This is a genomic window from Robiginitalea sp. (assembly GCF_049588695.1).
In the GTDB taxonomy this organism is placed as follows: domain Bacteria; phylum Bacteroidota; class Bacteroidia; order Flavobacteriales; family Flavobacteriaceae; genus Robiginitalea.
The window spans coordinates 1-1,640 of record NZ_JBAVZJ010000524.1 but is presented as its reverse complement, the minus strand read 5'-3'; the positions used below and the strand labels follow the sequence as shown (position 1 = coordinate 1,640).

General features: G+C 48.4%; 1 protein-coding gene and 1 pseudogene. Both read right to left on the bottom strand.

Going from position 1 to position 1,640, the window contains the following annotated elements; genetic code table 11:
- Window positions 1–76 precede the first annotated feature (76 nt).
- Entirely contained in the window at window positions 77–1,270 is a 1,194-nt protein-coding gene (sucC, locus tag WBV75_RS12190; protein WP_424120866.1) for an ADP-forming succinate--CoA ligase subunit beta, read from the bottom strand.
- A 72-nt stretch (window positions 1,271–1,342) separates the two neighbouring features.
- Window positions 1,343–1,640: pseudogene (locus WBV75_RS12185) on the bottom strand (LON peptidase substrate-binding domain-containing protein); the annotation flags it as partial.

Genomic DNA, 1,640 nt, shown 5'->3' with positions numbered 1-1,640 from the left:
GGATATTGGTGCTATTACCAATAAAAAAAGGTTATGCCGGAGTGGCATAACCTTTAATATTTCGGTTGAAAGGTTATCAGGATAACACTGCCTTAACCTTGTCGGCGGCTTCCTGGAACTGAACTGCAGAATGAACAGCCAACCCGGAATTATCGAGGATTTCCTTGGCGAGCTCTGCATTGGTTCCCTGCAGCCTTACGATAATCGGCACTTTTATAGCGTCGCCCATGTTTTTATAGGCATCCACAACCCCCTGGGCTACCCGGTCGCATCTGACGATTCCACCAAATATATTAATCAGGATCGCCTTGACATTGGGATCTTTAAGTATAATCCTAAAAGCCTCTTCTACCCTTTTGGCATCGGCTGTTCCTCCTACATCCAGGAAGTTGGCAGGCTCCCCACCGGCCATTTTAATGAGATCCATTGTAGCCATAGCCAGTCCTGCCCCATTGACCATACAGCCCACATTCCCGTCCAGATCCACGTAATTCAATCCTACGGAACGGGCTTCAACTTCAATGGGGTTCTCTTCCCGCAAGTCGCGCATCTCAGCGTATTGCTTCCTTCTGAAAAGGGCATTGTCATCAATGGTTACTTTGGCGTCCACCGCCATAATTTTATCGTCCGAGGTCTTAAGGACGGGGTTGATTTCAAAAAGGCTGGCATCACTCTCCTCATAGGCCTTGTAAAGAGACATAACAAATCGGGTCATCTCCTTAAAAGCAGTGCCGGTTAAGCCGAAATTAAATGCAATACGCCTTGCCTGAAAAGGTAAAAGACCCACAGCCGGATCGATCTCTTCTGTAAAAATAAGATGCGGGGTTTTTTCTGCAACCGCTTCGATGTCCATCCCGCCTTCAGGTGAATACATAATCATGGTATGGGAGGTGGCCCGATTGAGCAAGACAGACATATAATACTCACTGGTCTCACTGGGGCCCGGATAGTAGACATCTTCCGCTACCAAAACCTGATGAACTTTTTTACCTTCCGCAGAGGTCTGGGGCGTTACCAGATTCATCCCAATAATTTGCCCCGCAAGCGCTTCAACTTCCTCAAGCTTTTTAGCGAGTTTTACCCCACCCCCTTTTCCGCGGCCTCCCGCGTGAACCTGAGCTTTAATGACATGCCAGCTCGTCCCGGTCTCCTGAGTTAAAGTTTTGGCGGCATCGACTGCCTCTTTTGCATTGTGCGCCACGATACCCCGCTGTACGCGGACTCCGAAACTGGCAAGAATTTCCTTACCCTGATATTCGTGTAAATTCATTGTTGTTTTGTCAGCTGTTGGATGCAAAAATAGGAAACCGGGTGGACTTCCCCTAATAGAAATAAGAACGGATTACTGGAGGGAGTAATCTTTAAAGTCCAGCGGGTCGAAATTCCGAAAATGACCGTTTAACTCGATGCGTTCACGCGTACGATTCAGTTCCCCGAGCACTTTTATCGTCTGCTGTAAATGATCCAGGAGAAATTGCAACCGCACGCTCTCACTGGCCAACTGCAGCAACTGGTATTCCTGCTGAAAAGACAAACCCATCTTGTGGGCCAGGGTGAAGCTGTTGAAGACCTCCAGCTTAATCGGGCCGAAGGGCAGCTCCATTAACCTGTAAAGTTCCCGGCAGGCCTCCAGTACTTTT

What these genes read in the sequence shown, in the direction of transcription:
- sucC (WP_424120866.1), bottom strand. Translation starts at nt 1,270, where the DNA reads ATGAATTTACACGAATATCAGGGTAAGGAAATTCTTGCCAGTTTCGGA.